The 24,027-nt window shown below is 69.0% G+C and carries 24 protein-coding genes and 1 tRNA gene; 14 read left to right on the plus strand and 11 right to left on the minus strand.

What is annotated here, in order from left to right:
• Positions 1–179: 179 nt before the first annotated feature.
• Positions 180–434 carry an XAC0095 family protein gene (locus tag LA521A_RS07065; protein ID WP_281781597.1) on the plus strand — a complete coding sequence of 85 codons (255 nt, stop codon included), beginning with the start codon at positions 180–182 and terminating at the stop codon, positions 432–434.
• A gap of 356 nt (positions 435–790) precedes the next feature.
• Here the strand turns inward: LA521A_RS07065 and LA521A_RS07070 are convergent, their stop codons facing one another.
• A complete protein-coding gene (locus LA521A_RS07070; RefSeq protein WP_281781598.1) occupies positions 791–2,188 on the minus strand; it encodes a GntP family permease in 1,398 nt (465 codons plus the stop codon).
• 248 nt (positions 2,189–2,436) lie between these two features.
• On the opposite strand from LA521A_RS07070, the gene LA521A_RS07075 reads away from it, so the two are divergent.
• The 3 genes from LA521A_RS07075 to LA521A_RS07085 all read left to right on the plus strand — a co-directional run bounded on the left by LA521A_RS07075 (position 2,437) and on the right by LA521A_RS07085 (position 9,109).
• A complete protein-coding gene (locus LA521A_RS07075) occupies positions 2,437–4,671 on the plus strand; it encodes a TonB-dependent receptor (protein WP_281781599.1) in 2,235 nt (744 codons plus the stop codon).
• Positions 4,672–5,171: 500 nt separating this feature from the next.
• Positions 5,172–8,519 (plus strand): hybrid sensor histidine kinase/response regulator, encoded by a 3,348-nt coding sequence (locus LA521A_RS07080; RefSeq protein ID WP_281782045.1) that lies wholly within the window; start codon positions 5,172–5,174, stop codon positions 8,517–8,519.
• Positions 8,520–8,800: 281 nt separating this feature from the next.
• Positions 8,801–9,109, plus strand: coding sequence for a KGG domain-containing protein (locus LA521A_RS07085; RefSeq protein WP_425494587.1), 309 nt, complete (start codon positions 8,801–8,803; stop codon positions 9,107–9,109).
• A gap of 27 nt (positions 9,110–9,136) precedes the next feature.
• On the opposite strand, the gene LA521A_RS07090 is transcribed toward LA521A_RS07085, so the two are convergent.
• The gene (locus LA521A_RS07090; RefSeq protein WP_281781601.1) at positions 9,137–9,802 is read right to left on the minus strand and encodes a response regulator transcription factor; all 666 of its coding nucleotides are present in this window, start codon (positions 9,800–9,802) and stop codon (positions 9,137–9,139) included.
• 91 nt (positions 9,803–9,893) lie between these two features.
• On the opposite strand from LA521A_RS07090, the gene LA521A_RS07095 reads away from it, so the two are divergent.
• The 8 genes from LA521A_RS07095 to LA521A_RS07130 all read left to right on the plus strand — a co-directional run bounded on the left by LA521A_RS07095 (position 9,894) and on the right by LA521A_RS07130 (position 16,720).
• Positions 9,894–11,702, plus strand: a complete 1,809-nt coding sequence (locus LA521A_RS07095; RefSeq protein ID WP_281781602.1) for a 3-hydroxybutyrate oligomer hydrolase family protein — start codon at positions 9,894–9,896, stop codon at positions 11,700–11,702.
• 309 nt (positions 11,703–12,011) lie between these two features.
• Positions 12,012–12,629: a CDP-alcohol phosphatidyltransferase family protein gene (locus LA521A_RS07100; RefSeq protein ID WP_281781603.1), complete on the plus strand. Its 618-nt coding sequence runs from the start codon at positions 12,012–12,014 to the stop codon at positions 12,627–12,629.
• A 65-nt stretch (positions 12,630–12,694) separates the two neighbouring features.
• Positions 12,695–13,723 carry a class III poly(R)-hydroxyalkanoic acid synthase subunit PhaE gene (gene phaE, locus LA521A_RS07105; protein ID WP_281781604.1) on the plus strand — a complete coding sequence of 343 codons (1,029 nt, stop codon included), beginning with the start codon at positions 12,695–12,697 and terminating at the stop codon, positions 13,721–13,723.
• Complete coding sequence (locus LA521A_RS07110; RefSeq protein WP_281781605.1) at positions 13,723–14,799, plus strand: class III poly(R)-hydroxyalkanoic acid synthase subunit PhaC; 1,077 nt, start codon at positions 13,723–13,725, stop codon at positions 14,797–14,799. The genes phaE and LA521A_RS07110 overlap by 1 nt, the downstream gene beginning before the upstream one ends.
• A gap of 112 nt (positions 14,800–14,911) precedes the next feature.
• Positions 14,912–15,604, plus strand: coding sequence for an SGNH/GDSL hydrolase family protein (locus LA521A_RS07115; protein WP_281781606.1), 693 nt, complete (start codon positions 14,912–14,914; stop codon positions 15,602–15,604).
• 5 nt (positions 15,605–15,609) lie between these two features.
• Entirely contained in the window at positions 15,610–15,993 is a 384-nt protein-coding gene (locus tag LA521A_RS07120; protein ID WP_281781607.1) for a YfeK family protein, read from the plus strand.
• 45 nt (positions 15,994–16,038) lie between these two features.
• On the plus strand, positions 16,039–16,236 hold the full coding sequence (locus LA521A_RS07125; RefSeq protein WP_281781608.1) for a PspC domain-containing protein: 198 nt from the start codon (positions 16,039–16,041) through the stop codon (positions 16,234–16,236).
• 46 nt (positions 16,237–16,282) lie between these two features.
• Positions 16,283–16,720 (plus strand): hypothetical protein, encoded by a 438-nt coding sequence (locus LA521A_RS07130; RefSeq protein ID WP_281782046.1) that lies wholly within the window; start codon positions 16,283–16,285, stop codon positions 16,718–16,720.
• Positions 16,721–16,727: 7 nt separating this feature from the next.
• Here LA521A_RS07130 and LA521A_RS07135 read toward each other — a convergent pair whose 3' ends face one another.
• A complete protein-coding gene (locus LA521A_RS07135; RefSeq protein ID WP_281781609.1) occupies positions 16,728–17,645 on the minus strand; it encodes a DedA family protein/thiosulfate sulfurtransferase GlpE in 918 nt (305 codons plus the stop codon).
• Between the two features lie 135 nt (positions 17,646–17,780).
• On the minus strand, positions 17,781–18,569 hold the full coding sequence (locus LA521A_RS07140; protein WP_281781610.1) for an NRDE family protein: 789 nt from the start codon (positions 18,567–18,569) through the stop codon (positions 17,781–17,783).
• 181 nt (positions 18,570–18,750) lie between these two features.
• Between LA521A_RS07140 and LA521A_RS07145 the strand changes: the two genes are divergently transcribed.
• Together LA521A_RS07145 and LA521A_RS07150 are read left to right on the plus strand one after the other, a co-directional pair.
• Positions 18,751–18,957: a hypothetical protein gene (locus LA521A_RS07145; protein ID WP_115840632.1), complete on the plus strand. Its 207-nt coding sequence runs from the start codon at positions 18,751–18,753 to the stop codon at positions 18,955–18,957.
• Positions 18,958–18,995: 38 nt separating this feature from the next.
• Positions 18,996–19,505, plus strand: a complete 510-nt coding sequence (locus tag LA521A_RS07150; protein WP_281781611.1) for a DUF1579 domain-containing protein — start codon at positions 18,996–18,998, stop codon at positions 19,503–19,505.
• A 48-nt stretch (positions 19,506–19,553) separates the two neighbouring features.
• Here LA521A_RS07150 and LA521A_RS07155 read toward each other — a convergent pair whose 3' ends face one another.
• The 7 genes from LA521A_RS07155 to LA521A_RS07185 all read right to left on the minus strand — a co-directional run bounded on the left by LA521A_RS07155 (position 19,554) and on the right by LA521A_RS07185 (position 23,988).
• Positions 19,554–19,778, minus strand: a complete 225-nt coding sequence (locus tag LA521A_RS07155; RefSeq protein ID WP_281781612.1) for a hypothetical protein — start codon at positions 19,776–19,778, stop codon at positions 19,554–19,556.
• 157 nt (positions 19,779–19,935) lie between these two features.
• Positions 19,936–20,022, minus strand: a tRNA-Leu gene (locus LA521A_RS07160).
• A gap of 42 nt (positions 20,023–20,064) precedes the next feature.
• Positions 20,065–20,580 (minus strand): DUF2214 family protein, encoded by a 516-nt coding sequence (locus LA521A_RS07165; protein WP_281781613.1) that lies wholly within the window; start codon positions 20,578–20,580, stop codon positions 20,065–20,067.
• 48 nt (positions 20,581–20,628) lie between these two features.
• Complete coding sequence (locus LA521A_RS07170) at positions 20,629–21,225, minus strand: cysteine dioxygenase family protein (protein ID WP_281781614.1); 597 nt, start codon at positions 21,223–21,225, stop codon at positions 20,629–20,631.
• A 78-nt stretch (positions 21,226–21,303) separates the two neighbouring features.
• Entirely contained in the window at positions 21,304–22,434 is a 1,131-nt protein-coding gene (metX, locus tag LA521A_RS07175; RefSeq protein WP_281781615.1) for a homoserine O-acetyltransferase MetX, read from the minus strand.
• Between the two features lie 103 nt (positions 22,435–22,537).
• A complete protein-coding gene (locus LA521A_RS07180; RefSeq protein WP_281781616.1) occupies positions 22,538–23,569 on the minus strand; it encodes a tetratricopeptide repeat protein in 1,032 nt (343 codons plus the stop codon).
• The gene (locus tag LA521A_RS07185; protein ID WP_281782047.1) at positions 23,569–23,988 is read right to left on the minus strand and encodes a cytochrome c-type biogenesis protein; all 420 of its coding nucleotides are present in this window, start codon (positions 23,986–23,988) and stop codon (positions 23,569–23,571) included. Before LA521A_RS07185 ends, LA521A_RS07180 begins: the two co-directional genes overlap by 1 nt.
• Positions 23,989–24,027: the final 39 nt, after the last annotated feature.

The following is a 24,027-nucleotide window of genomic DNA, read 5'->3' on the forward strand; positions in this document are numbered from 1 at the left end:
GTTTCTTATGCTCGAACTTCGGGCATAAGTCCGACGCGTGCAGTTCCGCGTCGGGAGGGCGGCTAATAAAAGACCTCGAAAGAGGGAATACGCTCACCGTCCTAGTGCGGCTTCTAACCTCCCGACACCCTTGCGCCGAATCCCCGGCGCGAGCCCGGCTGGTTTGCTGGAGACCCCGCATGAGCAAGGACACGCGTTCCATCCCCGCCGCATTTCGCGGCTATCTGCTGCCCCGTTCCGCCCACGACTCGCTAGTCCAAACGCGCGATCAGCTGCGCCTGCTGGCTCAATTCACCGACGCCCACAGGGAGCCGACCGAGTATGTCGTCCTCTCGCTGGACGCGCTGTCCGAACTCTTCGACCGCACGGCGGGTTATGTAGACGATGCGTTGTCCCTCGTCATCCAGCACCGCGCCGAGCCCGAGCCGGGTTGATGACGTCGGCCGTTGTAGCCCGGGTAAGCGAAGCGCACCCGGGGGCTGTCACGCCCAACTACGAGAGCTAGAACCGCAGTGTTGTACGGCCGACGCGAGATTTCAGCGCTGCCGCTCCGTTGCCCCTCACCCCAACCCCTCTCCCGCAGGGAGAGGGCTAAAGCGGGCTCATGAGCGTGACAGCCCCCGGGTGCGCTGCGCTTACCGGGCTACAACATCTCGCTGCCGCTCCGTTGCCCCTCACCCCAACCCCTCTCCCGCAGGGAGAGGGGCTAAAGCGGGCTCATGAGCGTGACAGCCCCCCGGGTGCGCTGCGCTTACCCGGGCTACAACAGCTCGCGATGAATGCCGAGCACTCACACCCAGCCCGTCGCATAGAACACCCCGATCACCACGAACACCGCGATCGTCTTGATCACCGTGATCGCGAAGATGTCCTTGTACGCCTGGCGGTGCGTCAGCCCGGTGACCGCCAGCAGCGTGATCACCGCGCCGTTGTGGGGCAGGGTGTCCATGCCGCCGGACGCCATCGCGGCCACGCGGTGCAGGACCTCCATCGGGATGCCGGCGGCGTTCGCATTGGCGATGAAGGTTTCGGCCATCGCCGCCAGGGCGATGCTCATGCCGCCCGACGCCGAACCGGTGATGCCCGCCAGCGCGGTCACCGTCACGGCTTGGTTGATCAGCGGATTGGGGATTGCGCCCAGTGCGTTGGCGACGACGAGGAACCCCGGCAGCGCCGCGATCACCGCGCCGAAACCGTACTCCGATGCGGTGTTCATCGCCGCCAGCAACGCGCCGCCGATCGCCGACTTCGTGCCTTCGGCGAAGCTCGTCATGACCGGCTTCCACGCGAACGCCAGCACGGTGGCGATGCCGATCAGCAGCGCGCCGAGGACGGCCCAGATCGCGGCGAATTTCGCGACTTCCTGCACCACCGGCGCGGCGCTGCCGATCACCGCCGGATCGAAGCTGTGGCTGTCGCCGTAGAAGCGCGGGATGGCCGACGTCAGCACCTTGTTCGCCACGCCGACCAGCACCAGCGGCGCGATGGCGATCAGCGGATGCGCGAGCGCCTGGCCGGTGAAGGGCGCCGGTTCGTTGACCAGCGCGTTGCCGTACCCTTCGCCGTTCGCGCGCGCGGTGCGGCGGCGCCAGTCCAGGTACGCGAGGCCCACCACCAGGATGAACACGCCGCCGATCGTGCCCAGCACCGGCGCGGCCCAGGTGTTGGTGCCGAAGAACGTCGTCGGGATGATGTTCTGGATCTGCGGCGTGCCCGGCAGCGCGTCCATGGTGAAGGTGAAGGCGCCCAGCGCGATGGTGCCGGGGATGAGCCGCTTGGGGATGTCGCTCTGGCGGAACAGTTCCGCCGCGAACGGATACACCGCGAACACCACCACGAACAGCGACACGCCGCCGTAGGTGAGCAGCGCGCACACGACGACGATCGACAGCATCGCGCGTTGTGCGCCGAACAGGCCGATGGTCGCGGTGACTATCGATTTGGAAAAGCCGGACAGCTCGATCACCTTGCCGAAGATCGCGCCCAGCAGGAACACCGGGAAATACAGCTTCAGGAACCCGACCATCTTGTCCATGAACAGGCCGGTGAACATCGGCGCGACCAGCGACGGATCGGTGAGCAGCACCGCGCCGAGCGCGGCCACCGGCGCGAACAGGATCACGCTGTAGCCGCGGTAGGCGACGAACATCAGAAAGCACAGCGCGGCCAGCACGATCAGAAATGCCATGTACGTCCCCGAGGGCGAATCGACGGAAGGACGCCCGCCTGCGACGGCGACGCAGCCTCCACCGCCCCGGTTCGCGGGACGACGGATGCAGTCTCATTGGCGCGGGGAGCGCCCGGCATTGTCCGAAGGTACAGGAGCGGGCTTTTCGCCTTGCGCCCTAGTCTGGCGTCCAGACGGGGGAGGGCCCGTTGTCCATTCGTGCCGGCCACGGGCCGGCTTGCGTACAACGTTGGGGAAGGAGCGTCGAGATGAAACATCGCAGCACCCGTAACGGCCTGAGCCTCGCCATCGCGATGGCGCTCATCGCGCCGCTCGCGCAGGCGCAGGAGACCGCCGCCGCCGCGCAGGGCGAGGAAGCGACCACGCTGAGCGGCGTCACCGTCACCGCGCGCAAGCGCGAGGAAACCCTGCAGGAAGTGCCGGTCGCGGTGACCGCGTTCACCGCCGACGCGCTCGACCAGCTCAACGTCGAGGACCTCAGCGATCTCGACGCGCAGGTGCCCAACCTCACCATCTACGCCGCGCGCGGTTCGTCCAGCACGATCACCGCCTACATCCGCGGCGTCGGCCAGTCCGATCCCCTGTGGGGCGTGGACCCGGGCGTGGGCATCTACATGGACGATGTCTACATCGCCCGTCCGCAGGGCGCGCTGCTCGACGTCTTCGACGTGGAGCGCGTGGAAGTGCTGCGCGGCCCGCAGGGCACGCTGTACGGCAAGAACACCATCGGCGGCGCGATCAAGTACATCTCGCGCGGGCTGAGCGTCGAACCCGACGGCCAGGTGTCGGTCACCGTCGGCAACTACAACCAGCTCGACGTGCGCGCGGCCGCCAGCGGTTCGGTCGGCGACGGCGCGCTGCGCGGGCGTCTTGCCGTGGCGAGCCTCAACCGCGACGGCTTCGGCGAGAACCTCATCAACGACCAGCCGGTCAGCGACAAGGAAATCCTCGCCGCGCGCGGCCAGCTGGGCGCCTACGTCAACGACAACCTCGACATCCAGTTCGCCTTCGACTGGATGGACGACCAGTCCGGCGTGCGCGGCGCGAAGATGCTCGCGCCGAACCGTTTCGCGCCGGGCTTCGCGCCGCTGGATTCGCGTTACGACATCCGCAGCGGCATGCCCAACGTCAACGACACGCAAATGAAGGGCGCCTCGGTGGGAGTGAACTGGCGCGTCAACGACGACTGGGCGGTGAAGTACATCCTCGCCAAGCGCGAGTCCGACACCGAAACCAACATCGACTTCGACACGCTGCCCAACAAGGTCGCCGACGTGAAGGCGTTCTACAGCGACGAGCAGGTCACCAACGAACTGCAGGTGAACTACGACGCCGGCGGCCGCAGCCGCGGCGTGGTCGGCCTGTATTTCTTCGACGGCTGGGCCGGCGGCCAGGTGCTGAACAACTTCTTCAACGCCTCCTTCGGCGACACGCAGGGCACGGTGTACACCGACCAGTGGGCGCTGTACGCGGACTGGACGTTCGACCTGACCGAGAAGCTCAAGCTCGACGTCGGCGCGCGCTACACCGACGAGCGCAAGCATGCGGTCGTGCTCAACCGCTGCTACACCGATGCGACCTTCAGCACGCTGGCGGTGCGTTGCGCGGCGAACAATCCGACGCCGATCGCGGCCAACTTCGACAAGCGCATCGGTTTCCAGAACACCTCGCCGAAGATCTCGCTGGATTACCAGATCACGCCGGACATCATGGTGTACGGCCTGGCCTCGCGCGGCTTCAAGTCGGGCGGCTACAACATCCGCGCGCAGGCCACCGCGGTGCCGCGTTCGGCCGAGCCGTTCGACGACGAGTCGGTCGACAGCTTCGAGATCGGCACGAAGATGGGCTTCCTCGACCAGACGCTGTTCGTGAACCTCGCCGCGTTCCACAACAAGTACGAGGACATCCAGCTGTCGGTGTTCACCTCCTACGACAGCAACGGCGACGGCGTGAACGACGCGTTCTTCGGCGATTTCACCAACGCCGGTTCGGGTACGGTGGAAGGCGTGGAAGTCGAGTACCAGTGGCTGCCGACGAAGCACTGGCTGATCAGCGGCAACTTCGCGTGGCTGGATGCGGAGTACGACGAGTTCATGTACGCCGGCGTCAACATCGCCGACGAGCAGGAGTTCACCAACGCGCCGGAGTTCTCCGGTGCGCTGAACGTCGAATGGCGCACGCCGCTGTCGAACGGCGGCGACCTCTCGGCGCGCGTGGGCTACAGCTACCAGAGCGACGTCGTGGCGACGACGGAGATCGTGCGCACCGGTGCATTGCCGATCACGCAGGACGGCTACGGGCTGGTCAACGCGGGCGTGATCTGGCGCCTGGACGAGAACTGGTCGTTCTCGCTGCAGGGCACGAACCTGGCCGACAAGGAGTACCGCACGACGGGCTACAACCTCAACGCCGCGCTGGGCGTGCTGACGGGCTTCTACGGCGCGCCGCGGCAGTACAGCCTGGCGGTGCGGTACGACTTCTGAGGGGTGGCGTTGGCTCACGCGTGATCCCGGCTCGGTCGGGATCACGCTTGATGCTCGCGTCGAGGCAAGCCCCGGGTGCGCTTCGCTTACCCGGGCTACAAGAGCTGAGCTTATCCGGGTTACAAGAGCGGTCGCGTCATCAGCACCCCTTCGTCATCCCGGCGAAAGCCGGGACCCAGGCTGTCACGCCCGCAGCCTCATCACCGTCATTCCAGCGAAAGCTGAGGCACCCCCGCCGTCATCCCGGCGAAAGCCGGGACCCAGGCCGTCACGCACGCAGCCTCATCTCCGTCATTCCAGCGAACCCATCTGGATCTTCGCTCCGAGGCAACCCCGGGTGCGCTGCGCTTACCCGGGCTACAAGCGCGTCGCAATTCTCGACGTGTCCGCACGTCTCGACCATCACCCCAGAACACCTCCCGGGGGAGGGCTGAAGCGCCGGCATTCCGGCCAGTGCGCGGCGCCCGCTATCCTCAGCCCATGAGCCCCGCCGCATGCCCATGCTGAGTTTCACCACCGTCGCCATCGCCAGCCTCGCGTGGCTCGCGCTGATGTTCGGCACGGCGCTGTATGCCGAGCGGCGGCCGACGGTGCTCGCGCGGCAATGGCGGCACGTCTACGCGCTCTCGCTCGCGGTGCACTGCACGTCGTGGACGTTCTACGGCACCGTCACGCAGGCCGCGCGCTACGGCTGGCCGCTGCCGCCGACCTTCCTCGGCGCGATCCTGCTGTACGGCCTGGCGATCGCCTTCATGGTGAAACTCGTGCGGCTTTCGCGCGAGACCAATGCGACCTCGCTAGCCGACCTCATCGCCACGCGCCTGGGCAAGGATGCGTGGCTGGCCGCGACGGTCACCCTCGTCGCCGCACTCGGCCTGATCCCCTACATCGCGTTGCAGCTGAAGGCGGTCGCGATGAGCTTCGCGATGCTCACCACGCGCCGCGCGGAAGGAGCCGCCGCGCCGGCGTGGCAGGACAGCGCGTTGTACGTCGCGCTGGCGATGGCGTTGTTCGCGATGCTGTTCGGCACGCGCCGCGCGAGCGCTGCCGAACACAATCGCGGCCTCGTGCTGGCGATGGCGTTCGAGTCGGTGTTCAAGCTTGCCGCGATGCTGGCGCTGGGCGCGTTCGTGTGGCTGGGCCTCGGCGATCTGCCGCAGCCCGCCACGCCGCCGCCGCCCACGCGCGGCGCCGACGGCTTCGCGCCGCTGGTGCTGCTGGGCGCGCTGGCGATGTTCGTGCTGCCGCACCAGTTCCACGTCGGCGTGGTCGAATGCCGCGACGAGCGCGACGTGCGCACCGCGCGCTGGCAGTTCCCGCTGTACCTGGTGCTGATCGCGCTGCCGGTGTTGCCGCTGGCGACGGCCGGGCAGTCGCTGCTGGCGCACACCGGCGTGCCGTCGGATCTCTACGTGCTCGCACTGCCGCTGTCGCACGGTCAGGAAGGCCTGGCGCTGTTCGCCTTCCTCGGCGGCCTGAGCGCGGCTACCGGCATGGTCGTGGTCAGCACGCTCACGTTGAGTCTGATGATCGGCAACCACTGGTTCGCGCCGGGTCTGCTGCGCGGCGCGTGGTCGCGCAACGACGGCAGCGACCTGCGCGGCAGCGTGCTTGCGCTGCGCCGCAGCGGCATCGTCGCGATCATGCTGCTGGCGTGGGCGTACAGCCGCCTGCTCGCCGGCAGCGACGCGCTGGCCGACGTCGGCGCGGTCTCGTTCTCGGCGTTGGCGACGCTGGCGCCCGCGCTGTTCTTCGCCGTGTGGCGGCCACAGACGCCGGCGCGCGCGGCGGTCGCCGGCATCGTCGCGGGCTTCGCGGCGTGGGCGTGGGTGCTGCTGGTGCCGATGACCTTCGAGGCGCGCGGCGCCGTGCCGTCGTGGATCGTCGGCGGCCCGTTCGGACAGGGCTGGCTCGCGCCGGACGGCCTGTTCGGCCTGACCGGCTGGAGCCGCCTCGGCCGCGCGGTCGGTACGAGCCTGTTCGTCGGCACGATGGCCACCGTCATCGTCGCGCTATGGCGACGCGAAACCCCGCGTCGCGCGCAACGCGGCCTCGACCTGCGCACCTTGCGCGACGCCGGCCTGCGCTTCCTCCCGCGCGAACGCGTCGCGCAGCTGCTGCACGGCGTGCCGACCGTGGGCGCGGTGCCGGCGTCCGTGGAAGCGGGCATCGAGCGCGAACTCGCGGCCGTGCTCGGTTCGGCCTCGGCGCGCGTGCTGCTCGACGCCGCGCGTCGCGCCGGCAGCCACGAACTGGATACGGTCGCCGCGATCGTCGGCGAGGCTTCCGCCGACCTGCGCTTCAACCAGCGCGTGCTGGAGGCCGCGCTGCACAACATGAGCCAGGGCATCAGCGTGGTCGACGCCGACCTGCGCCTGGTCGCATGGAATCGCCGCTACGCCGAGCTGTTCGGGTTCCCGCCCGAACTGCTGACCGTGGGCCGGCCGATCGCCGAACTCTCGCGCTGGGCGCTGCAACGTCTGCCGTCGCGTGGCTGGAGCGGGCGCGATCTCGAACGCGCACTCGAACGGCGCCTGGCCTTCATGCGCGCCGGCACGCCGCACCTGTCCGAGCGCGTCCTGCCCGACGGCAGCATCGTCGAAATCCGCGGCAACCCGATGCCGGGGGGCGGGTTCGTCGCGACCTTCACCGACGTCACGGCGTTCCGCCGCGCGGAAGCCGGGCTGATCATGGCGAACGAAACGCTCGAGCTGCGCGTCGCCGAGCGCACGGCGGACCTCGAAGTCGCCAAGCGCGAGGCCGAACGCGCGAACGAGGCCAAGAGCCGCTTCCTCGCCGCGATCGGCCACGACCTGATGCAGCCGCTGCACGCCGCGCAGCTGTTCGCCGACGCGCTCGCGCAGCAGCCGCTGGATGGCCGCCAGCGCGAAACGGTGGCGCAGATCGGCGGTGCGCTGGATTCGACCAACGACCTGCTGACGGGCCTGCTCGACATGTCGCGGCTGGAAGCCGGCGGATTGCAGCCGCAGCCGCGCGCGTTCCCGCTGGCCGACGTGCTCGAACCGCTCGCCTCGGAGTTCCGCGCGATCGCGACGGCGCACGGCCTGCGGTTCCGCTTCGTCGGCACGCGCGCGTGGACGCACAGCGATCCGCAATTGCTGCGCCGCGTGCTGCAGAACTTCCTTGCCAATGCCGTGCGCTATACGACACAGGGCACGGTGCTGTTCGGCGTGCGGCGCGATGGCGACGGCCTTCGCATCGAAGTGCACGACACCGGGCCGGGCATCGCGCCGACGCAGCAGGCGGCGATCTTCGAGGAATTCCGCCGTGGCGAGGACGCGCCGGGGCAGGGGCTGGGGCTGGGGCTGTCGATCGCCGAACGCATCGCGCAGCTGCTCGACGCGCCGCTGACGCTGCGAAGCGAACCCGGCCGCGGGACGACGTTCTGCGTGCGCGTGATGCAGGCGGCGCGTCCGGTCGCGCCATCGCACGCCATCGCGCACGACGGGCAGCGGTTGCGCGTGCTGCTGGTCGACAACGATCCGCTGGCGATGGAGGCGCTCGCCGGCGTGCTGCAACGCTGGGGTTACGAGGTCGTCTGCGCGCTGGACGGCGACGGGGCGGCGCGTGCGCTGCACGATGCCCCTGCCGCGCTGTGGCTGTTCGACTACCACCTCGACGAGGGCGACACCGGCGTGCGCGTCGCCGGGCGCCTGGCCGAGCGCTTTGGTGCGCGGCCGACCCTGATCCTCAGCGCCGATCGCGGCGAGGACGTGCGCCGCGCCGTACACGAAGCCGGGTTGTCGCTGCTGGCCAAGCCGGTGAAGCCGCTCGCGTTGAAGTCGATGCTGGACCGCGCGCTCGCCGCGCGCGAAGTCGCGCTCTGATCGCCACGCCCTGGCAGGCGGAAAGTTCTTCACCGTCGAGGCCGGTTCTGCATCCGGGGAAAGGATGGCAGCGCCTTCGTCACATGCCTCATAGGCAGGCCCGGCGCGCTGCTTTCGCGCAACGGCGAGCCCGCAGCTTCGTTGATGCCTGAAGCAATTTCATCCGCGACCGTCCGGGGCACGCCGTCGCACAGGGGCCCGCGATGGCATGGAAATTGCGCCTTCCCTCGTTGCAGGCGCATTCCGGGGCCTGTGCCCACCCCACACCAGAGGACGCGACGATGGCCAACGAACATTCACAGGAGAGTCGACACGGAAAGAGCGAACGCGGTTTCGCGTCCATGGATGCAGGCAGGCAGCGCGAGATCGCCAGCAAGGGCGGCAAGGCCGCGCACGAGAGCGGACGCGCGCATGAATTCAACTCCGACGAAGCGCGTATCGCCGGACGCAAGGGCGGCGAGGCAGTGAGCCGCGATCGCGAGCACATGTCGGCGATCGGAAGGAAGGGCGGGGAAGCCAGCGGAAGCAATCGCGCGGCGCGCGATGGCCGCAATGGAACCAACGGAAGCAACGGAAGCGGCGGACGCTGATCGCAGGGAAGGCGCGGACGCCGGGCCCTACGACGCGAGTTGCCGCGCCGGGTCGGCCAGTTCGAGTTCGCGCAGGACGACGCTGGCCTGCGTGCGATTGCGCACGCGCAGGCGTTCGAAGATCGCCGACAGGTGCGCCTTCACGGTGCGTTCCTGGACATCGAGCCGATCGGCGATCTGCTTGTTGAGCAGGCCCTGCGCCACCAGCGTCAGCACACGGAATTGCTGCGGCGACAGGCTCGCCAGGCGCGCGGCGAGATCCGCATCGCCGCTGTCGCTCTGCGTGCGCGCCACGGCCGCACGCAGCGATCCGGGCAGCCATTGCTCGCAGGCGAGCACGGCGCGGATCGCATCGCGCAGTTCGTCCAGCCCGGCGCTCTTGGGCAGGTAGCCCGCGGCGCCGTGGTCGAGCGCGCGACGCACCACGCGCGGGTCGTCGTTCGCCGACACCACCACGACGGCAACGCCGGGATATTGCGCGCGGATGGCCGCAAGTCCGGCCAGGCCATGGTTGCCCGGCATGTGCAGGTCGAGCAGGACCAGATCGATGCCGGCGTCGGCCTCGAGTGCGGCGAGCACTGCATCGAGGCTTCCCGCTTCGCGGATGTCGGCCTCCGAAACGGCCTCCATCGCCGCTTGCCGCAGGGCGGCGCGGAACAGCGGGTGGTCGTCGGCGATCAGCAGGCTCGGCATGGGGCAAGCCTAGCAAGCGGCCAAGCCTTCCGGCACGGCGCTGGTACGAAAGTACGATGGGCGCCGCGGCCGGGATTGCTAGGCTCGCCGCATGAACCTGACACCCGTCCGCATCGCCGTCGCAGGGGCCGCGCTCGCGCTGGCCGCATGCGCCGCCCAAAGCCCGCGCACCGCGAAGGAGGCCGCACCGGTGCTCTCGCAACCGCGCACGACCGAGCATCGCGGCGACGACGACCTGCTCAGCGGCGGGCTCGGCCTTGCCGGGCTTCGCGCGATCGCACCGCCGGCGTTTGCCGATGCGGAACACCCCACGCCGGCCGAACTGCGTCGTCGCGCATTGTGGAGCAACTGGCGCGGCATCGCCGATCTCGCACCCGGCGGCGGCTATGGCGAGCTGTACGGCGCCATCGCCCCGGCGCCGGGACGCGAGTTCAGCGCGTTGGCGACCGTCGCCGGCGCGCGCCAGCCGCACCGCGTGCTGGTGCAGGTGCCGGACAACTTCGATGCGGCGAAGCGATGCGTCGTGGTCACGGCCTCGTCGGGTTCGCGCGGCATCTACGGCTCCATCGCCGTGGCCGGTGCCTGGGGGCTGCCGAAGGGCTGCGCGGTGGCCTACACCGACAAGGGCGCGGGCACGGATTATTTCGATCTCGACGCCGGGCAGGGGATGCGTGCGGACGGGACGGTCGGCGCGCGCGGCGACGACCTCGCGTTCGAGCCGGCAACGACGTCCGCCACCGGCGTTGCGTTCAAGCATGCGCATTCGCAGGACAACCCCGAGGCCGACTGGGGTCGGCACGTGAAGCAGGCGGCGCAGTTCGCGCTGCAGTCGCTCGACACCGCCTTCCCGGACGCGGCGCCTTTCACTTTCGACAACACGCGCGTGATCGCGGTCGGCATCTCGAACGGCGGCGGCGCGGTGCTGCGCGCGGCCGAACTGGACGGCGACTGGCTCGACGCGGTCGTCGCCGGGGAGCCGAACGTCTTCGTCGAAGGCGCGCGCCCGTTGTACGACTACACGACGCAGGCGGCGCTGCTCATGCCGTGCGCGCTGCTGCATCTGCAGAACCTGCCGCAGCCGCCGCTCGCCGCGCAGTCGGTACCGATGTGGACGCAGCGCTGCGCCGCGTTGAAGGCCGCGGGCGTGATCGATGGTGCCGACACGGCGGCTCAGGCGCGATCGGCATACGAGGCCATGAAATCGTCCGGCTGGACTGACCAGGCGCTGCGCGCGGGCGCGCTGTCGGTCGGCTTCGATCTGTGGCGCGCGGTGGCGGTGACCTATGCCTCGGCGTACGGGCGCTACGGATTCGACGAGATGCCGTGCGGCAATCGCTATTCCGCGCTGGGAACCGACTTTACGCCGCGCCCGGCGATGGCGGCCGAACGCGCCGCGTGGTGGTCGGACGCCAGCGGCATTCCGCCGGGCGCCGGTGTCCACATCGTCGAGGCGAACCCGACCGCGCCGCTGGTCACGCTCCAATGCCTGCGCGACCTGTGGACGGGCGAGGGCGCCGATGCCGCGCGCGTGAAGCAGGGGGTCGCGGAAACGCGCGCCGGCCTGCCGCGCGAAGGCCTGCCGGTGGTGGTGATCCATGGCACGGACGACGGTTTGATCCCGCCCGCCTTCAGCAGCGCGCCGTACGTGCGCGCCGCGCAGACGGCCGGTCGTGACGTGCGTTACTGGCAGGTGCGCAATGCGCAGCATTTCGACGCGTTCCTCGGCCTGCCGGACTACGGCGCGCGCTACCTGCCGCTGCTGCCGTACGTGTACCAGGCACTCGACCGCGTCAGCGCGCATCTGGACGGCCATGGCGCGCTGCCGGCCGATGCGGTGATCGAAACCACGCCGCGCGGTGCGGGGAAGGCGCTGGCGCCTTCGAACCTGGCCATGCCCTGAAACCGCCGTCACGGCGAAGGCCGGGATCCAGGCTAACGACGTTTCACTTGCTGCATCGTCATTCCAGTGAACGCTGGAATCCATTGGTTCGGCCGGGTCTTGCTGGGGCAAGCAACAACGCAGCGCGTTGCCGCGAAGGTTGTTCGCCGCCGCTGCTTCGTTACCCCTCACCCCAACCCCTCTCCCGACGGGAGAGGGGCTAAACGCCGACCCGGCGGAATGCGCATGTCGGCGCACTCCGGCCGCGCCTCTTGCTGCTTTCACGCCCGATTTGGCACGCTGGCGGCCTCACAGGACACGGAGCGCCGCATGCCGCGCCGCCATTTCTCGATGTTGCGCGAGTTCCATCTCGCCGACTGGTTCACGCTCGGCAACGCCTTCTGCGGCACCGGCGCGATCTTCGCGGCGATGCGCTTCCTCCAGGACGGCGTGGTCAACGACCTGCTCATCGGTATGGCGCTGATCCCGCTGGCCTTCATCTTCGACGCGCTCGACGGCCGCGTCGCGCGCTGGCGCAAGTCGGCGTCCACGCTGGGGCGCGAACTGGACTCGCTGGCGGACGTGATTTCCTTCGGCGTCGCGCCCGCCGCGCTGGCCTACGCCTGCGGCCTGCAGGGCGGCTGGGACTGGATCGTGCTGAGCTACTTCGTGGTGTGCGGCGTGAGCCGCCTGGCGCGCTACAACGTCACCGCCGAGGCGCTGTCCGGCGACGACGACAAGGTGAAGTACTTCGAGGGCACGCCGATCCCGACGAGCCTGGTGCTGGTGATCGTCCTCGCCATCGCCGCCTCGCAGGGCGCCATCGGCGACAACCTGTGGCTGGGCATGATCCAGCTGGGGCCGTGGCAGTTCCATCCGCTGGTGCTGATGTTCGCGCTCTCCGGCTCGCTGATGATCAGCAAGACGCTGCGCATCCCCAAACCCTGACAGCGGCGCCGTCGCGGCGGCGAAACACGGCGTTGGTACCATGACCGCCTTCCCCGACGGCGGTGATGGCGATGCAGGGCGTGGACGAATTCGAAGCGTGGAACCGGCGGTACTGGAACGCCTGGGGCGATGCGCTGCGCGCGACGCAGCCATCGGCGACGCCCGCCATGCCGGGCTGGAACGAAGCGGTGGACTGGTGGTCGCAGTTCGCGCGCGGCGGGCTGACGCAGGGCGATGAGGCCGTGACGCGCTTCAACGCGCAGGCGCAGGGCTGGTTCGGACAGATGCAGCAGCTGGCGGCGCAGTTCGCCGGGCGCCCGGCCAACGCGGCCGATATCGCGTCCGCCTGGAAACAGGCGCTCGGCGGCGACGGCGCGAACCCGTTCGCGCAGGTGTTCGCGAACATGCCGGGCAGCGCGCAGACCGATCCGTCGAAGCTGTTCGAAACCTTCGCGCCCTGGCTGCAGTCGATGCAGCAGGGCGGGCGTTCGTGGCTGTCGCTGCCCGCGTTCGGTTTCGCACGCGAACACCAGGAACGCTGGCAGCAGCTCGCGCAGGCGCAGCTCGACCTGCAACAGCAGAGCCAGGCGTACCAGGCGCTGCTGGCCGAAGCGGGGCAGGACGCCTTCGCGCGGTTCGAACGCAAGCTCGAAGAGCGCAGCGCGCCGGGCAAGCAGCTCGATTCGGTACGCGCGCTGTTCGACGTGTGGATCGACGCGGCCGAGGAAGCCTATGCCGACATCGCGCTGTCGCCGCGTTTTCGCGACGCGTACGCCGCGCTGGTCAATGCGCAGATGACGCTGCGCGGCCGCATGCAGAAGGAAGTCGAGCAGATCGGTTCCCAGTTCGGCATGCCGACGCGAACCGAAGTCGATTCGGCCCATCGCAAGATCGTCGAGCTGGAACGCGAACAACGCCGGCTGCGCGATGCGATCGACGCACTCACGCGTCAGTCGTCGCGCACGCCGCAGCGCGAGGAACCGGCGCAGGCATCGCCGCCGCCTTCCACGCCGAAAAAGGCCGCGTCCAAGGCGACGAAGGCTGCGAAGCAGGCAGCGCCTGCATCGAAGAACAAGACCGGGAGGACACGCTGATGGACGGCTTCGGTCCGCTTGGGTTCACGCCCGATTCGCTCGCGCAGGAATCGCTTCGCCTCCAGGCCAAATTGCGCGCGGGGCTGGACACGCTGCACCAGGTGCACGAGATCGAGTACGGCGCGACCGCGCGCGAAGAAGTCTGGCGCGACGGCAAGGTCGTGCTGTACCGCTTCCGCGGCGACCGCGCTCCGACGGCGCGCGTGCCGCTGCTCATCGTCTACGCGCTGGTGAACCGTCCGTACATGGTCGATCTGCAGGACGACAAGTCGATCGTGCGCGGCCTGCTGGAACGCGGCGAGGACGTGTATGTGCTCGACTGGGGTTATCCCGATCGCTCGGACCGCTACCTCGAACTGGAGGACTACATCCAGCGTTACATCGGCGGCGCGATGGACCATCTGCGCGGCGAATACCGCATGGACGGCGTCAACGTGCTCGGCATCTGCCAGGGCGGCGCGTTCTCGCTGTGCTTCACCGCATTGAACCCGCACAAGGTGCGCAACCTCATCACCATGGTGACGCCGGTGGATTTCCACACCAGCGACAACATGCTGGGCAACTGGACGCGCGGCCTGGATGTGGACCTGTTCGTCGATACGCTCGGCAACGTGCCGGCCGACGTCATGAACTGGTGCTACCTCACGCTCAAGCCGTGGCGGCTGTTCGTGCAGAAATACGTCGGCATGGTCGACGTGCTCGACGATCCGAAGGCGCTGGAGGATTTCCTGCGCATGGAGAAGTGGATCTTCGATTCGCCCGACCAGGCCGGCGAGGCCTTCCGCCAGTTCGTGAAGCAGTTCTACCAGGGCAACGGCTTCCTCAAGGGCGGCATCGAGATCGGCGGGCGCACGGTGGACCTGCGCAACATCGACGTGCCGATCCTCAACATCTACGCCGAGCAGGACCACCTCGTGCCGCCGGCGTCGTCGAAGGCGCTGGCAGGGCTGACCGGAAGCGACGACTACAGCGAGCTGTCGTTCCGCGGCGGGCACATCGGCATCTACGTGTCGAGCCGGGCGCAGCGCGAAGTGCCGCAGGCGATCCACGACTGGCTCGGACAGCGGGCGCGCTAGCCCGCGTCGATCGCGCACACGCGTGACGACCGTCCCCTTCCGCGCAGGCGACCTCGCGGCGTCGACGCGGTGCGTGCGAAACTCGCGTGATCAAAGAAGGACGGACGCGACCGTGATTCGAATCCTGCTCATCGCCTGCCTGGCCCTGCTGGGCGCCTGCGTCTGGCACACCCCGGCGCCGGATGCGCCCGTTGCGCTTCCCAGCGACTCGGTCCGATGGGAGCCCGACATCGCCGCATTCGAACAGGCCGACAGCGTCGTGCGCCGACGCCCCGGCGGCGTGGTGTTCGTGGGTTCGTCGTCGATCCGGCTGTGGGATTCGATGGCCGACGACTTCCCCGGCGTGGCGACGATCAACCGCGGCTTCGGCGGCTCGCGCGTGCGCGATTCGACGTACTACGCCGATCGCATCGTGACGCCGTATTCGCCCAGCGCGATCGTGTTCTACGCCGGCGACAACGACCTGTTCGAAGGCCGCACGCCGACGCAGGTGCGCGACGACTTCGCCGCATTCGTGCGCAAGGTGCACGACCGCCTGCCGAAGGCGCGCATCGCGTTCGTGTCGATCAAGCCCAGTCCGTCGCGCGCGACGTTGCTTCCGCAGATCCGTGAAGCCAACGCGCTGGTACGCGAATTCGCGCAGCAGACCGACGGCGTGGACTACCTCGACATCTTCCTGCCGATGCTCGACGCGCAGGGCCAGCCGCGCGAGGAATTGTTCGTCGCCGACCGCCTACACATGAACGCCAGCGGCTACGCGATCTGGGCCGGCGTCGTGCGGCCGTGGCTCGCGGCGGCGCAGTGATGGGCATGCGCGCCTCGCGTGCAGTTCGAGGGTTTTTCGTCGGCGCGCTGCTCGGGGCGCTTTCCGCGTCCGCGTGGGCGGCGCCGCCGCCGCAGGCGCAGCGCGAGATCGAACAACTGATCGCCGCGCTGGGCGCATCCAGATGCGAGTTCCAGCGCAACGGCACGTGGTATTCCGCGACCGACGCGCAGGCGCACCTGCAACGCAAGTACGACTACCTGCGAAAGCGCGATCTCGTCGACACCGCCGAGCAGTTCATCGAGCGCGCGGGCACGCAGAGCAGCATGAGCGGCAAGGCGTATTCGGTGCGATGCCCGGGCAAGGCAGCCGTGCCGTCCGCGCAATGGCTCGGTGGGCGGCTGTCGGCGCTCCGTCACGCGACGCCCTGACGGCCGGCGCTAGACTCGCGCGCGTCGGCCTTCCGAGCACGCCCCATGAACGTCACCCGCACGCTTTCCCGTTCCCGCCACGATCGCATGATCGCCGGCGTCCTCGGCGGCATCGCCCGACGATTCGGCTGGAATTCGACCCTCACGCGCGTGCTGTTCGTGCTGGTGTCGATCGCCTCGGCCGCCTTCCCGGGCGCGCTCGTCTACCTGATCCTGTGGTTGCTGATCCCCGAAGGCGATTGACGCCACGCAGGCGTTCGACGTCCGCGCTACGCTTTCGCGCATGACGATGCTTCGAAACGTGGCGCTCGCACTGGGCGCGCTGTGGACGCTGCCCAACACCTTGGTCGGGCTGCTGCTGGGCGCGATCGGGCTCGCGTTCGGCGCGCATGCGCACTGGCGCGGGCGCGAGCTGGCGCTGGTGTTCCATCGATGGCCGTGGGGCCCGGGCGGGGCGATCACGTTCGGCAACGTGATCCTGCACACCGGCGACGACCTCGATGCGCCGTGCGTCACCTACGCGCATCGCGCCGGCCATGGCGAGGAAGCGCCGATCGTGCTCGCCGATCACGAACGCGCGCACGTCTACCAGTACCTCGCGCTCGGACCGCTGTTCCTGCCGTTGTACCTGTTGTCGGGCGGGATCAGCGTGCGCAACCGGTTCGAACGTGCCGCCGACCGTTATGCCAGCACCGGCCGCGGATGGTGGCCGTGGTCGTCGACGTGATGCGCCGTCATTCGAACGAGACCAGGTTGCCGTCGCTCTTCCACGCATCGAAGCCGCCCGCGAGCGGCCGCACGCGCTTGAATCCACGCTTGTTGAGCGCGCGGGCGAGTACCGCAGCCGAGGCTTCGTTCGGGCAGTCGCAATAGACGATCACTTCCTCGCGCGGCGTCAGCGCCGCTTCGGCGACGGTCTGCACGAAGATCGAACCGGGGATCCAGCCGGTGAGCGCGCGCTGCGGTTGGGGGCGCACGTCGAGGATCAGCGGCGGCGATTCGCCATCCATCAATGCGCGCAGCTCCGCCGGCGTGATGCGCGCCATGCGCAACTGGCGCCGGAACATCCGGCGGCGCCACAGCTTCCACAACACGAAGCCGGCGATCAGCGCGAGCACGACCGGGATCGTCATGCGTCCCAGCGTTTCCAGGCGCTCGAGCACGCTGTTCACCGCTTCGTGGAAGACGACGCCGAGCGCCACCGCGACGCCAGCCCAGAGCACCGCGCCGATGCCGTCGAACAACAGGAACCGCCCCGGCCGCGTGCCGGTTTCGCCGGCAAGCGTGGTCGCGACGGCGGCGAATCCCGGGATGAATTTGGCGACGATCAGCGACGGCGGACCCCAGCGACCGTAGATGCCGCGTGTCATCAGCACGCACGAATCCGGCGACAGCGAGAGGCGGCACATCAGTCGAAGCAGCTTCGCGCCGAGCCGTCGGCCGCCGACGTACCAGAGCCAGTCGGCGATGACGGCGGCGATCGCCGCGACGGCGACGATCGGCCAGGCGCTGCGGCCCTGGTCGGTCGCGAGCGCGGCGGTAAGGATGATCGGCGGATACGCCGGCACGGGGATGCCGCCCTGGTCGAGCAGCACGCTGACGAAGACGACCAGCAGACCGTAGACGGCGATGAGGTGGAGGAGGGTGTTCATGAGGCCGCGATGGCCCTCGCGCATGGGGCGATACCGACATGGTAGGCGTGCGGCAGCGGGCCCGGTAGCGCGATGCGCGCACTGATGCGTGCCGCTGGCGACGCCTTGGGACCGCGCCGGCGAGGTCGCTCGTGTTCAGCCGATGGCGAAGCTCGCCCGGGTGCGGCCGAGGCGGACGCCATTCGGCCCGTAGCTCTGCTCGACGAACGTCAGCCGCGCGTCCTCGACCAGGACGATCGAACTGCAGCGCGTCCCGTAGCGTTCGCCGCGCACGAACGGCGGCGAGAGCAACCGCTCCAGCGGCAATCCGACGCCGGTGTCGGGCAGGGTGTCGTCCGGCGCGGGTGTGGTGTCGGCGAGCGCCTCGAACAGCGGAGCGAGGTCGTCGTCGTCGCCGGTCCGGCCGGCGTGCGCCGCGGGGCTCGCGAGCCAGCGCTCCAGCGCCCGCGTGGCGTGGCCGCTCTTGGGCCAGGGCGCGTCGAAGTCCCCATTGGACATCGCATGCAACCCGGGCGTGACGTCGTACGTGCGGAAGTCGGGATGGTTGCTCGCGAAGGCGAGCCTCACGCCGTCGAACGCCAGCAGGTTGAAGCGGCCGAAACCGGCGGCTTGCGAGGCGAGGTCGGCCAGCGCGCCGACCTCGCCGTCGCCGGCGGCGAATTCGCGGACGAGTGCGCCGCGGGAGCGCGGCATCGGTCCTTCGGCCGCGCCGGCGCGGACGTTGGTGACGGCGGCCAGGCGGCCGCGCGTGGAAGCGAGCAGCCAGCTTCCTCCCGCGAGCAGGTCGCGGCCGCCGTAGAGCGTCGGGTCGACCGGGTCCACGCCGGCCGGGGCCGCCGGACGGTCATGGGCCTCGTCGCGATTGGCGATGAGCGCCAGCCGATAGCGGGAATGCTGCTTCCACGAAAGGGCAATCAGGCACATGCGTGTGTATTGGCAGGAGGAATGGAAGTTGCGTTCAGCTAAGCCGGCTGAGGTCGTGTAGGGATAGTCCTACAAAGCGGCGCAGCGCCCGCTGACTGTGGGCCCGCGGAAACCTTGGCAGCCTATGCATCCTGTCCCCCGCACGTCCATGCCGGACGCCCCCGGCCGGAGGAGCCCTGCGATGTACCGCGTCGAACTATCGCGCCATGACGGCGGCGTCCTGCAGCAGCAGATCGCCGAAGCCAGCGCGGATTACGCCAGCGCCGAAGCCGCGCTGGCCGCGGTGCTGCCCAAGGCAAAGCGCTGCGCCGAACGAAGCAGCCAGGCACTGTGGCTGCGAATCTACGACGAGCGCTCGCGCGTGGTGTTCGGTACGCTCCTGCCCTGACGGCGTCGCCTGTTCGCGTCGCCCCAACGGAGCGCGCAATGGGCAGGAAGGAATTCGAAGCTTCCATCGCGAACGGCCGGCACCGCCGCCTCGCGCAGATGATCGGCGAATGGGAAGGCACGTTCCGGCTGTGGTTCCAGCCCGATCACGTGGCCTGCGAAGCACCGCAACGCGGCACCATCCGGGGCATCCTCGACGGCCGCTTCCTGTTGCACGAATACCGCAGCCGCTTCGGCGATGATCCCATCGAAGGCGTCGCCATCTACGGCCTGCACCTGGACGACAACGCGTACGAGTCGGCCTGGGTGGAAAGCTTCGGCACCGGCACCAGCATCATGTTCTCCGCCGGCCCGGCCACGTCGGAACACTTCAACGTGCTGGGCAGCTATGGCGACGGCAAGGGCGGTCCGCGCTGGGACTGGCGCACGGAAATCGAACAGCCCGACCCGGATCGGCTCATCATCACCATGACCAACATCTCGCCGCAGGGCGAGGCGGCGAGGGCGGTGGAAGTGCGCTATCGGCGGGTGCTCGGCGCCGGGTTGTAGTCGCCCGGCGAGCGCCGTAGACGCTCGCCCGTTGCAAGGTATCGCGCTTCAGACGCCGAGCGGTCGAAGCTTGAGCGCCACGCCATTGGTGGCGATGGCGAAGGACTCGGCATCGATGCGATCCACCACGACGCCATCGGTCAGGTGGTACGAGCGCAAGCCTTCCACGCGTCGTTCCTCCCCGGAACCGCGCGCTTCGATGAAGGTGCGGCGCACGTGGATGGTGTATCGGTTGCCCGCTTCGTCGTAGGCGCTGAAAGTCTCGTTCGGCATGGCCACTTCCCCGGTGTGGTGCGACGGATACGATCCGCGGCGGTCTCGTGGGCTGAGATTGCGGGTGCCGATGTGAAGCCCGGGTGTCCTGCGGGGCAGCCGGGGCAAGGCGACCGATGGGCCAACAAAAAAACCGCGATCGCTCGCGGGTCCTGTCTGGTGCCGGAAGTGGGACTCGAACCCACACGCTTTTAAGGGCGGCGGATTTTGAGTCCGCTGCGTCTACCGATTCCGCCATTCCGGCGCGGCCGTGCAGTATAGCCGAGGGTCGGGCCTGCGGCAGCGCTCAAAGGCTCAATCCGCCATGGCGGGCCATGGCAGCGGCGAGGACGAAGATCGCGGCCAGCAGGATGAGCTCGACGCGGACGATCGTGCGCATGCGGGCGGTCTCCGCGGCATCGGGCAAAAAGATCGGATTGGCTGCCAGCGCCTTGCGCCAGCGCAGGAAGCGCACGGTCGGCAGGATCGACAGCAGCCCCACCAGCACGAACGCGCCCATCTTGGCGTGGAACCACGGGTTGTGCAGGTAGAAGTCGTAGCCCTTGATGCCGAATGCGACGCGACCGATGCCGACGGCGATCAGCGCCATCGCGCACAGGCCGTAGCCCATGTCGATGCCGGCAAGACGCTGCAGCGTGGCGCGGTCGAGGGCGCCGCGCAGCAGGACCGATTCGGCCACCAGCATGGCGATCAGTCCGAAGACGAGCAGGTGGTGCAGGGACGCGAGGAGGAAATCGGTCAGCACGTCGGCGCTCCTGACGATGAATGCGCCCACGCTAATGCCGGCCGGTGACAGCGCCAAGGTGCCGAAGGTCAGGTGGTGACGGGGCCAGCGTTTGCCGCCGGGCGATCAGGCGGCTTCGTCGGTGCGCAGCGTCTTGTCCACGCGCGAGAACCATTCGCCCTGGTCCGGCACGAACGTCGCGCACGACTCCATCGCCGCCTTGTAGATGTGCAGCGAGACCGCGACGGCATCGCGGCTGACGTTACGGATCGTGTGGTATTCGTGCGGCGGGATGAGGCTGCCTGCGCTGCCGGGGCCGGCATGCATGCCGCCGGCCGCGCGGAAGCGGAAGCGATCGCCTTCGCGTTCCAGCAACTCGTACTGCGTGATTTCCAGCTCGCCGTCCCAGACGCCTTCCACGCACCACAGGCCGCAGTGGTCGTGCACTGGCGTGCCCTGGCCCGGGCCCCAGGTCATCGCGACGACGCTGTAACCGAGGTCGGGGCTGCGGTAGAGCTCGCGACGTGCGTAATGGTCGGCGATGGGTTCGTGGACGCAGGCGGGCAGCTGCACGTCGCGGTCGCGGATCATGCCGCACAGCGTGGTGCGCAGCGCTGCGGTGACCGCGTGTTCGTCGCCGGCGGAGACCGCGGCGTCGATGGCGGCGACCAGCTTGTCGTGGCCGGGAAAGTGCAGATCGGGCAGCGCGTCGGAGGCGTTCATGGGCCGATTCTACCGCGCGGCCCGCGTCGGCTTTCTTGCGTTGCGTCAATCCATGCCGGTATGCCCGCGCGAGCGCGCCTACAGGGCGTTCAGGAATCCCGCGACCGCAGGCCCGAAGCGCGCGATGTCCACGAGGAACGCGTCGTGTCCCTGCGGAGAAGGCAACGGCACGAAGGTCGCGTCGGCCCCGCCCGCGCGCAGTCCTTCGGCGATTTCTTCCTGTTGCTGGAGCGGGAAGAGGATGTCCGTATGCACGCCGATCGCCAACGCCTTCTCCACGCGGATGCTCGCGAGGCCCGCACGCGTGTCCGCTTCGCCGCTCGAACGCGTCGCGCAGTATTCGCCGATGTCGAACCAGTCCATCGATCGACTCAGATACAGATAGCAGTTCGGATCGAACCGGCGCACGAACCGGCGCGCGTGGCCTTCCAGGTAGCTTTCGACTTCGAATTCCAGCCCGAACGGATCTTCGTCGGCACGATCGGAGTCCAGGCGCACGCGACCGAAGCGGCCGTCCCATTCCAGCGCGGAGCGATAGGTGATCACGCCGAGCTTGCGCGCCATGCGCATGCCGGACTCGGGATAGTGCGCGTCGTCGTACTGGCCGTGGTTCCAGTTGGGATCCAGGCGGATCGCCTCGCGCTGCAGCGAACGGATGGCGATGGAGAACGGCAGCGCTTTCGCCGCGCCTGAAATATTGATGTGGTTGCGCGCCAGACCCGGGTGGCGCAGCAGGAACGCGAGGGCCGTCATGCCGCCCATCGAATTGCCGATAAGGCAGGCGATGCGATCCAGGCCCAGTCCGCGCACGAGGTGCGCTGCGGCGTCCGCGCCGTCTTCCACCGACAGATCCGGGAAATCCAGGCGATACAGCTTGCCGGTCTGCGGGTTGATCGAGGCCGGCCCCGTCGAGCCCTTGCAGCTACCCAGCGAGTTCACGCAGATCACGAACCAGCGGTTCGTGTCGATGGGTTTGTCGGGGCCGAGCATGGCTTCCCACCAGCCCGGCTCCGGATTGCCCTCGTTGCTCGCCGCGTGCGCATCGGGCGAGAGGCCGGTGACGATCAGCACGGCGTTGTCGCGCGCGGCGTTCAACGTGCCCCAGGTTTCGTATGCGACGCGGGCGCCATGCAGCTCGCCTCCGCGCTTCATTGCGAACGGGGAGGGCAGGTCGAACCAGCGCGTGCCGGGCGGGATGAATTCGGTCATGGGCGCAAGCTTAAAGTGCCGGGCGGGACGACGACATCACCGTTATGCCTGGCGGCATGTCGGAAAATCCGATCCGGCGTCGTCGGAGATCCGCCCGCGAACCTCAGGGGCGAACCGAATCGATCACCAGTTCGACCACGCCGGATTTGTCCGACACCTTCGCCTTCGCTTCCATGTCGCCCGGTTCCGGCGTGGCGTCGCCACTGACGGAAATGCGCGCGAGCACTTCGACGCGGTGCAGCTGCGAGAGCTTCAGCGTGGGCATCGGGCTGTCGTTGTCGTCGAGCGTGATCTCGCGCGGGAACCCCGTCGCGGGCAGCTTCTCCGCGGCGACCGGCATCGGCGGACCGCCGGGCTGGCGCGCGATCACGAACAGCGTCGCGTTCGGCGGAATCTTCGCGGCGAGTTCCGGCGTGACCGACACCTTCACCTTCATCCCGCCCTTGGTTGGCGCCTGCGCGGAGGCCGTGGAAGCTGCGGCAGCCGCCGGCAGCGGCGGAAGGCCGGCTTCGGCGCGCGCGGCGTCGATCTGCGCGCGCAGCGGCGCGGCGGCCGCGGCATCGACGATGGTCGTCAGCAGCGGTTCCCACGTGCGCGCGGCTTCGGCCGGCTGCGACGCCTGGCGCTGGGCGATGCCGAGGAACCAGCGCGCGCGCTGGTGCATGGGCTGCAGTTCGATCGCGTGTCGCAGCATCGCGACGCCCTGTTCGTCGAAGCGGCGTTCCGGTGCGGCGAGCGCACGCATTTCGGCCGCTTCGGCCAGCAGGTCCGGGTCGTCCGGCGCGAGCTTGATCGCGTGCGACAGCGCGTCGGACGCCTTGGCGGCGTTGCCCTGCGCGATGTAGGCGCGGCCGAGCAAGCGCCAGCCTTCGATCTGGTTGGGATCGCGCTGCAGCTCGGCTTCGAGTTTCGAGATGGCTTCGTCCAGCGTGCGGGGCATCTCGCGCTGCGCGTTGTCCAGCGCGGCCGGCGTACCGATGGCGACGTAGGCCATCGCGGTGGCGAGCGTCAATCCGGCGATCACCGCCACGCCCGCGACGCGTCGCGTGCGCCACAGCGGGCGCAGCACGTAGGCCAGCGTCAGCACGGCCAGCACGAGGCCGGCGATCACGAAACCCACCATCGCGCTGCCCATCACCACTCCTGCTCGTCATTGCGCTCGTCGGCCGCCGCCTGCGCGGACGGACGCGAGCGGCGTCGTACCGCACCGACCACGACGATGCCGCCGGCCAGCAGCACCAACGCCGGGCCGAACCACAGCAGCCACGTCTTGCTTTCGACCTGTGGGCGGTACAGCACGAATTCGCCGTAACGCGCGACAAGGAAATCCTTGATCTCCGCGTCGGTCTTGCCCTTGCGCATCAGCTCGAGCACTTCGCGGCGAAGGTCCACGGCGATCTGCGCGTTGGAATCGGCCAGCGACTGGTTCTGGCACATCACGCAACGCAGTTCGCTCACCAGCGCGTGGAAGCGCTTTTCCTCGGTGCTGTCGGTGAAACGCAGCGGCGTGGCGCCGGTGGCGACCTGCGCGAACGCTGGGGCGCCGGAGAACATCAGCGCCAATGCGAGCAGCACGGCGTGCGGGAAAGCGCC

The organism is Lysobacter auxotrophicus, from assembly GCF_027924565.1.
Classification (GTDB): Bacteria; Pseudomonadota; Gammaproteobacteria; order Xanthomonadales; family Xanthomonadaceae; genus Lysobacter_J; species Lysobacter_J auxotrophicus.